An 8,854-nucleotide genomic window follows, 5' to 3' on the forward strand; every position below is an offset into this window, starting at 1 on the left:
CCGTTAAAGCAGATAGCAATCACCCCCCATAAACGGCTAAAATATGCGGTTCCGTCATGTCATTCATTTAACGAATTAGTGCAAGCAAACGCCCATGAAATCACATATTGAATCTTTACTAGAACAAACCATCGAATCCTTCAAACAACAAGGAATTGTGCCAGCAGATTTTCAAGCTCGCATTCAGGTCGATCGCACTAAAGATAAAAGTCATGGTGACTTAGCGACTAACCTTGCAATGATGCTGACCAAAGTAGCGAAAAAGAACCCGCGTGAATTAGCACAACTGATCATCGACACCTTGCCTGCCTCATCTTATGTGGCCAAAGTCGAAATCGCTGGCCCAGGTTTTATAAACTTTTTTATCGATGACAATGCGCTGGCTAACCAGCTACAGCAAGCGCTTAACGATGACCATTTAGGTGTGGTATTACCCGCAAAACAAACCATCGTTGTCGACTATTCTTCACCAAACTTAGCCAAAGAAATGCACGTAGGCCACTTACGTTCAACCATTATTGGTGACAGCGTAGTGCGCGCACTTGAGTTTTTAGGCCATAACGTCATTCGTCAAAACCACGTAGGCGACTGGGGTACTCAGTTTGGTATGTTACTGGCGTTAATGGAAGAATTACGTGCCGCTAATGGCGAACAAGCCAAGATGGAATTGTCTGACCTAGAGAGTTTTTATCGTGCCGCTAAAGTACGTTTTGACGAGTCAACTGAATTCGCGACTCGCGCTCGTCAGTTAGTCGTCGCTTTACAATCAGGTGATGAATACTGCAATAAGCTCTGGCGCGAATTTAACGACATCTCTTTAAGCCATTGTCATGACGTATATCAGCGTTTAGGGGTGAGCTTAACCCGCGCAGACGTTCATGGCGAAAGCGCCTACAATGCCGATTTAGCCCAAGTGGTTAAAGATCTCGACACCCAAGGACTGTTAAGCGAAAGCAACGGCGCTAAAGTGGTATTCCAAGAAGCATTTCGTAATAAAGAAGGTGAGCCTTTACCGGTTATTATTCAAAAAGCGGATGGTGGTTACTTATACGCAACCTCAGATCTTGCCGCCATGCGTTACCGCTCAAACGTGCTAAAAGCCGATCGCGCCATGTACTTTGTCGATTTACGCCAAGCGCTGCACTTCCAACAAGTGTTTAGCCTTGCCAAATTAGCTAAATTTGTACGCCCTGAAATGTCGCTAGAGCACACAGGCTTTGGCACCATGAATGGTGAAGATGGTCGTCCATTTAAAACCCGTTCCGGCGGTGTTGTTAAATTGGTTGATTTACTGGACGAAGCCGATGTTCGCGCACTTGAACTGGTTCGCAGTAAAAATCCAGATATGGACCAAGAAACACTGACTGAAATTGCTCGCGTAGTCGGTATCAGCTCAGTTAAGTATGCCGATCTATCCAAAAACCGCACCAGTGATTACATTTTCAGTTTTGAGCAAATGCTTAGCTTTGAAGGTAATACTGCACCTTATCTACTTTATGCATATACCCGCGTGGCAGGCATTTTTAAACGCGCAGCAGATATTGATCTTAGCCAAGCTAAAATTGTGCTCGAACATGAAAAAGAAAAAGACTTAGGCACAAAACTGGCACAATTTGGTGAAGTGTTAACCCGCATGACCGACAAAGGTTTACCTCATGTGTTGTGTGGTTACCTTTACGAACTTGCGAGTGAGTTTTCAAGTTTCTATGAAGCTTGTCCTGTACTTGCTGCCGAAACAGAAGCACAAAAGCAAAGCCGTTTGCTGCTAGCGCAACTTACAGCTAAAACGTTGAAAACGGGCTTGTCGCTACTCGGCATTGAAACCTTAGAGCGGATGTAATCATGAGTCGTGACTACGCAAATCGCAAACCTCGAGCAGGCACTAAAGCCCGCTCGCCACAACGAAAAAAAGCCCCTAAGCGCTCTTTTCCATATTTGGCTATTTTTGTGGTACTCACGCTGATCATCGGTTTTGGCTATTTTTTATGGTCGATTAATGGCAGCTCCAGTTCATCCGCTACGGCAGAACCGGCGCAACAAGCTAAGCAGAAAACGGCGCCAGCTGTCGCAACTGAAACAACCAAAAAAGCAGCCAAGAAAGATCTCAATGCATTGCCGCCTAAACCGCAAGAAGAATGGACTTATCTAGAAGAGCTTGAAAACAAACAAGTTGAAATAGACTTACCTCAATCAGGTGTTGTATCCAGTGGTATTTATCAAATGCAATGTGGATCGTTTAGAAAAGAATCACAAGCAAATGAAATGAAGGCCAGAATAGCCTTCCAAGGTGCTGAGGCTCAAGTGCGCCGTAGTGAAGGTACCAATGGCGTTTGGTATCGCGTGGTATTAGGTCCCTACCCAAACAAGCGTGACGCGGAACATAACCGCCATAAAATGCAACGAGCTGGGCTAAACGGCTGCCAAATATGGTTATGGCAATAACCCGTAAACTAACTCAAGCATAAAAGCCCTGTTCACATGAACAGGGCTTTTTTTATAGCATCCTTGATATCTGTCATTTTGGCCCCATATCCACTTTACAACAATTGCATTCACCCTAATGACCCGTTGATGTCATAGTGAAGAGGATCTACCGTGACTACTATCGTATCTGTACGCCGTAATAATCAAGTTGTCATCGCTGGTGATGGCCAAGTGTCTTTAGGCAATACCGTAATGAAAGGTAACGCGCGTAAAGTACGCCGCCTTTACCACAACAAAGTATTAGCCGGTTTTGCTGGCGGTACCGCCGATGCATTTACTCTTTTTGAGCGATTTGAAACCAAGCTCGAAATGCATCAAGGGCATTTATTAAAGTCTGCGGTAGAGCTAGCCAAAGATTGGCGCACCGACAGAATGCTGCGCAAACTCGAAGCTATGCTTGTGGTAGCCGATGCTGAAGCATCATTAATTATCACAGGTAATGGTGATGTTGTTCAACCCGAACACGACCTTATCGCTATCGGTTCTGGCGGCAACTATGCACAAGCATCAGCCTTAGCCCTATTGCAAAATACTGAATTAAGCGCGCAAGACATTGCAGAAAAATCGTTAACGATTGCAGGTGATATTTGTGTGTTTACTAACCAATTCAAAACTATCGAAAAGTTAGAGTACTAATTCGAGCGTTAAAAAAGGAACAGTTATGTCTGAAATGACTCCACGTGAAATTGTTCACGAACTAGATTCGCATATCATTGGTCAAAAAAATGCTAAACGCTCAGTTGCCGTTGCTCTTCGTAACCGCTGGCGCAGAATGCAACTTGAACCCGCATTACGCCACGAAGTCACGCCAAAAAATATTTTAATGATTGGCCCTACCGGTGTTGGTAAAACCGAAATAGCGCGTCGTTTAGCTAAACTGGCTAACGCTCCCTTTATTAAAGTTGAAGCAACAAAATTTACCGAAGTGGGTTATGTCGGTAAAGAAGTAGAGCAAATCATTCGCGATTTGACCGACTCTGCGGTCAAAATGACCCGCGAACAGCAAATGAAAAAATGTCGTCATCGCGCCGAAGAAATGGCAGAAGAGCGTATTTTAGATGCGTTATTGCCTAAGGTAAAAGATGATTGGGAAGCTGAAAAGAAAGACGACTCAAATACCCGCCAAATTTTCCGTAAAAAATTACGTGAAGGTCAGTTAGACGATAAAGAAATCGAAATCGACGTTGCTGCGCCGCAAATTGGGGTTGAAATCATGGCCCCGCCAGGCATGGAAGAAATGACCAATCAGCTACAAGGGTTATTTCAAAATATGGGCCAGAGCACTTCTAAGCGCAAAAAGCTCAAAATTAAAGATGCCTACAAGCAATTGGTCGAAGATGAAGCCGCAAAACTGGTCAATCAAGAAGACTTAAAAGAGCAAGCCATTGAGCTAGTTGAACAAAATGGTATTGTGTTTTTAGACGAAATAGACAAAATCTGTAAACGCGGTGAAAGCTCTGGTCCAGATGTGTCTCGCGAAGGTGTACAACGTGATTTATTGCCATTAGTGGAAGGCTGTACCGTGACCACTAAGCATGGCATGGTGAAAACCGACCATATTTTGTTTATTGCTTCTGGTGCGTTCCAGATGTCTAAACCATCTGATTTAATTCCAGAACTGCAAGGTCGTTTACCTATTAGAGTTGAATTGGACGCCTTAACCGCGAGCGACTTCAAGCGTATTTTAACAGAGCCACATGCTTCACTTACAGAGCAGTATATTGCTTTAATGGCCACTGAAGGCGTTACTGTTGAGTTTACAGAGTCAGGCATTGAACGTATTGCCGAAGCTGCATGGCAAGTGAATGAGCGCACAGAAAATATTGGTGCTCGCCGTTTACATACTGTGATGGAAAAGCTGATGGAAGAGATTTCTTACGACGCCTCTGAAAAATCAGGCGCTAAGTTTGTTATTGATGCAGAGTATGTCAATGAACACCTCGATACCTTGGTACAAGATGAAGATTTAAGCCGCTTTATTTTGTAATCATTGTTTGAAGCAAGCATCCCCATTTGGTTATATCTGATGGGGATCGTGAGCTTTGTTTATGAATAAACATCACGAATGCACGTCACCACAATAGGATTAACGGCAAAGTCACGTATGATGATAATCTGTGATTTAGCGTTAATCCTTTTTTATAGGTATTCCCATGACCCAAACAACGCCAACTGTTATCGGCATTAAACTTAAGCGTCAATCTAAATTATTAGAAGTAACTTTCGACAACGACCAGACTTACAACATTAGTTGTGAAATGCTGCGGGTGTTCTCGCCTTCTGCAGAAGTACAGCGTCATGGCGACCCAATATTAGTGACTCATAAGAAAGCCGTTAATATTAAAGCGCTCGAACCTGTCGGCCACTACGCGGTAAAAATTACCTTTGATGATGGTCATGATACCGGCTTGTATTCTTGGCAAGTGCTTTATAACTTGTGCAGTAATCAGGCTGAATTATGGCAACAGTATTTAGCAAGATTGCGGGCGGAGAAAGGTTCACGAGAAGCCTTGATTGATATGAATATTAAATATTCATAAACTTGTTTTATCAATGGCCTTCGGCCACTAACGTCGTGGCGCTTCGCCCACACCTGATTTTTCAAACTTCGTTTGAATTAAGATCGCAAGGTTCCACCCTGCACAGGTCAAAAGGAGGTCAACAGCAATCCCCTCTTGGATCACCCCTGCCGTTCCGGCAACATTTTCGCTTTTTAACCAAACAACAGCAGCGAAAAAATTGCGACGGAAATCTATCCAGCTTTTGACCCCATTTTCGTGTTCTTCGGTCTTATTCGAAAATGCTAACGCTTACTATGGGGCGTCCCCTCCCCTCGAAAGCTAGCGGGCCATCCATGCCGCCAAGGGCCAAAACCGCGCTTACACCTATCTCTAACACCTCTTCGATTTAACTTCATCTGGTGTGAGTTGCGAGAGAAAAAAGTGAAAAACACAGATTAAGTGCTCGATAAGTATCCGTAGATTCAGTAAGGCCTTGCTATGAACATCAGTGAGGCAAAGGCCTGCGGCATGAATGGTCTAAAAAGCACAGTTAATCACGAGTATTTGCCGTCAAGAGGAGTGAATGAAATATAAAAATACCAAAGAAGACCAATTGATTACCTTACCTAAGCTTAAAAAAACGACTACCACAGAAAAGTAAACTCCTATAGCATAATACATACCAAATACATGGATGTTGCAGCGGCCAAGTCCAACAAGCGATTTATGCCTTGCAGACAGCGCAATGCATAAATACTAAGACGTTGTTGACCTGCGGTAGATGATTTTTAGCAAACAAGAAGTGATATTTAAATCTAGCTGAAGGAATAGACGCGAATTCAACCCCGAAAATTAGGCCGCGTTGCGTAACTCTTTGACTCATTAACTCATTATTAGTATGCTGCCCTAGCTCACAGTTGAGAAATTAAACACGTTAATAAAGGAATATTTATGAATAAAGGAATATTTATGGGGCGTATTAAGCCTCTAATGAGCATATTTGCGATATCACTTAGCTTTAGTTTTTCAGCAAATGCCCTTGTCGACAATTTTGCAGTTGAATGTGACTACTGCATAACAGATAATCAATTTGAATTTAAAGCTAGAGAAGCAGCGGTAACGGATAACACAGTTATCGTCAATGTGGTTAATTTCGATAACTTAGCTTACAAACGTTATAGCATAACAAAAAATAGTTATATTGAATGTGAATATGATAATGAACCTGATGGGCGAGGTGGTAAACTACAAATCTGTCGTAGGATGTTTAATTATGAGTCATATCAACAAGTTGTTAACTCAACAGAAATGGCTGACTTTATCAAGTTGGCTAAAGCTAAAAACGAACTAGATAATTATAACAAACAACGTATCACTCAAATACCAGACACAATTACTCAAACAGGATTAGACTTAGTTGGAAACTCAGCTATACAGAATGATGTAATAGAATTATTCAACAACGACACCGCCTCACTACAGCAATTTCAAGATAGAAATGCCGCATATTTGTCGGCTCTAACTTCGGTCATTCAAACTAGTGTTATAAAAATATCTGCACCAATAATCTCATTTAAATTTAATGATGGTTCTCTTGCGTATTCTCAATTTGAATACATTGATGTAGATGGACAATTACACTTTAAATTTCTGAAGGTTATCTTTAATCAAAACACTTTTAATTTAGAAAATATCAAAGTACCTTTTAATTCCTTGTATATAAGGTTAAGCGGATTAGATTTACCACAATGGCAAAAGGTTTTTGATCTTCTATATGATTACGGTTTAACAGTAAGAGGTACTAGCCGGGATGCTTTACCATCAAATCTTCCAACAGGAACAGGAAAAATAACTTCAGTTTGTCAATCTGGTGATAAAGACTGCGTTCATCCAAATTGATAGCTAGATAAATTAATACAGAGCCGATGTCATAGTCGGCTTTTAGCAAAAGAAAAACAATGACACCCATCGTTAATGGTGCAGAAGTTAACCTCCGGCTATGCTTTGATTGAGCATTGAACAAGGAGGTTTTTTATGCCACGCCCTCGCAGAACTCAAATAAGTATCGAAGACACACGCTATTATCATTGTTGTAGCCGCGTCGTTCGCCGTGCGTTCTTATGCGGAGAAGACCAATACACGGGTAAAAACTATGACCATCGCCGTGGCTGGGTTGCAAATCAATGGCACAATCAATGAATCAATGTGGTCAGACTCGATTGAAACTGCTTATTAAATCAAAAGTGGACATCCACTCTTAATGGCACAACAATTCACCAAGGTTGTTGTTAACGATGAAGAAATGGCTCGGTCCAACCAGTGCTAGCCCGAATAGGCCAAGGATAGGGTAAACCTAATCCGAATGAGTGTTTTACAATTAAAGGCGCAGTGGTACGGATTTCATTAGGGGCGCAGCTTGACTGTTAAGCCCGTATATATGGAAGTACAACCGCTTCTAGCGGTAAATGAGTCGCATCAAAAACAATGACAAGTGTGAAGCAATAGAATAGAAAACTAAGGCCAAAAAGCCTTCGGTGAGTAAAGTATTATCTTGACTCACCGGGAGCGTCCATATATGGCCCGCTAGCTTTCGCTACAGGTCGTTCATTGGCATCCATGCCATCACGACATTCGTGAATCCATTCACATCAGATGTACCATCGGAAGTGTTAGCATTTTCACTCTTTACATCAAGATGGGCCGAAGAACACACAGACGAAGTTAAAAGCTGGATTCAACCACGTCGCGAAATTATCGCAGCTATCGTTTAGTAACAAGAATGATAATTTTGATATGGCGACAGGGCCAATTATTTTATAAAGAGTAAAGAGGGAACAGCCGTTGGTTTCCTCTTGGTCTGGTGTGGGCGAAGCGCCACGACGTTAGTGGACGCAGGCCATAAGTTGTAAAATTGCAGAACAGATAAAACCTAAACTTATTCTTAACTCCCCTCATATTCTTGCTTAGAAAACACTCAAATGCTAACATGAACTATATGACTCAGTGATACACTTAAAGGATATTAAGTGGGCAGAATATTTAAAACACCTGACTTTGCATCTTGGGCTAAAGATGAAAGTGTAGATGATTCGGCCTTATTGACTGCGGTTCAAGAAATTGAAGATGGGCTAATAGATGCCAAACTTGGTGGCAATGTCATTAAAAAACGTGTAGCCCGTACTGGCCAAGGTAAAAGTGGCGGTTTTAGAACCATTATTGCTTTTAAAGTTGATGATAAATCGTTTTTTATGTTTGGCTTTTCCAAGAATGAAAAAGCCAATATTTCTGCGAAAGAAAAGACTGCATTAAAGATTATGGCTAAAGAATTACTCGCTTACGATAATAAGCAATTAGCAAAAGCATTGAAACACAAAGCACTATTTGAGGTAATACGAGATGAGTAGATTATTAAAATCACTTCATAACACAGCACAAGGCTTACATGATGCAGGGGTAATGAAAACAGCCACCATACGTGAGCTTGATGAACTATGTTTACCTGAAATTAACGTATTATCTGCTGCTGAAATCAAGCATATCCGAGTCACCAATAGACTTAGCCAACCCGTATTTGCTAGAGGTCTTAATGTCTCGGTATCGAGTGTGCAAAAATGGGAACAAGGCAAACGGCATCCAGAAGGGCCCGCTTTAAAACTGCTCAATCTCGTGCAAAAAAATGGTTTTGATTTACTTAAAGCGTAGAGACTAATTAAGACAAGATATGTTTAACGTTTTTCTAGCAAAGTAATACCAATCTCATTAAATATCTGGTCAGTTCAGAGTCTCTCAGGTTTTTCAATTCAAGGCACATTGATGTAGAAATGGTTGTTCCCTTTTAAATCGATGTAACACAGAAGTGGAATACCTGA

The 8,854-nt window shown here is 41.7% G+C and carries 8 protein-coding genes and 1 pseudogene; all 9 read left to right on the forward strand.

The genetic code is table 11. From position 1 onward, the window contains the following. Positions 1-94 precede the first annotated feature (94 nt). The gene (argS, locus tag ACWXWT_RS11180; protein ID WP_456041661.1) at positions 95-1,840 is read left to right on the forward strand and encodes an arginine--tRNA ligase; all 1,746 of its coding nucleotides are present in this window, start codon (positions 95-97) and stop codon (positions 1,838-1,840) included. Between the two features lie 2 nt (positions 1,841-1,842). Beyond that, positions 1,843-2,442 carry an SPOR domain-containing protein gene (locus ACWXWT_RS11185; protein WP_456041662.1) on the forward strand — a complete coding sequence of 200 codons (600 nt, stop codon included), beginning with the start codon at positions 1,843-1,845 and terminating at the stop codon, positions 2,440-2,442. 153 nt (positions 2,443-2,595) lie between these two features. Next, on the forward strand, positions 2,596-3,120 hold the full coding sequence (hslV, locus tag ACWXWT_RS11190) for an ATP-dependent protease subunit HslV (RefSeq protein ID WP_456041663.1): 525 nt from the start codon (positions 2,596-2,598) through the stop codon (positions 3,118-3,120). 25 nt (positions 3,121-3,145) lie between these two features. Next, positions 3,146-4,471, forward strand: coding sequence for an HslU--HslV peptidase ATPase subunit (hslU, locus tag ACWXWT_RS11195; protein WP_456041664.1), 1,326 nt, complete (start codon positions 3,146-3,148; stop codon positions 4,469-4,471). Between the two features lie 166 nt (positions 4,472-4,637). Beyond that, the gene (locus ACWXWT_RS11200; RefSeq protein ID WP_456041665.1) at positions 4,638-5,024 is read left to right on the forward strand and encodes a gamma-butyrobetaine hydroxylase-like domain-containing protein; all 387 of its coding nucleotides are present in this window, start codon (positions 4,638-4,640) and stop codon (positions 5,022-5,024) included. A gap of 912 nt (positions 5,025-5,936) precedes the next feature. Beyond that, complete coding sequence (locus tag ACWXWT_RS11205; RefSeq protein ID WP_456041666.1) at positions 5,937-6,884, forward strand: hypothetical protein; 948 nt, start codon at positions 5,937-5,939, stop codon at positions 6,882-6,884. Between the two features lie 135 nt (positions 6,885-7,019). Further along, positions 7,020-7,160, forward strand: a pseudogene (locus tag ACWXWT_RS11210) (transposase); the annotation flags it as partial. Between the two features lie 851 nt (positions 7,161-8,011). Next, positions 8,012-8,389 (forward strand): type II toxin-antitoxin system RelE/ParE family toxin, encoded by a 378-nt coding sequence (locus tag ACWXWT_RS11215; protein WP_456041667.1) that lies wholly within the window; start codon positions 8,012-8,014, stop codon positions 8,387-8,389. After that, on the forward strand, positions 8,382-8,687 hold the full coding sequence (locus ACWXWT_RS11220; protein ID WP_456041668.1) for a helix-turn-helix domain-containing protein: 306 nt from the start codon (positions 8,382-8,384) through the stop codon (positions 8,685-8,687). The genes ACWXWT_RS11215 and ACWXWT_RS11220 overlap by 8 nt, the downstream gene beginning before the upstream one ends. Positions 8,688-8,854 lie beyond the last annotated feature (167 nt).

This window comes from Shewanella sp. A22 (genome assembly GCF_053850585.1).

Coding starts and splice junctions, on each gene's coding strand:
- argS (WP_456041661.1), top strand. CDS start 95: ATGAAATCACATATTGAATCTTTACTAGAACAAACCATCGAATCCTTC.
- ACWXWT_RS11185 (WP_456041662.1), top strand. CDS start 1,843: ATGAGTCGTGACTACGCAAATCGCAAACCTCGAGCAGGCACTAAAGCC.
- hslU (WP_456041664.1), top strand. CDS start 3,146: ATGTCTGAAATGACTCCACGTGAAATTGTTCACGAACTAGATTCGCAT.
- ACWXWT_RS11200 (WP_456041665.1), top strand. CDS start 4,638: ATGACCCAAACAACGCCAACTGTTATCGGCATTAAACTTAAGCGTCAA.
- ACWXWT_RS11205 (WP_456041666.1), top strand. CDS start 5,937: ATGAATAAAGGAATATTTATGGGGCGTATTAAGCCTCTAATGAGCATA.
- ACWXWT_RS11220 (WP_456041668.1), top strand. CDS start 8,382: ATGAGTAGATTATTAAAATCACTTCATAACACAGCACAAGGCTTACAT.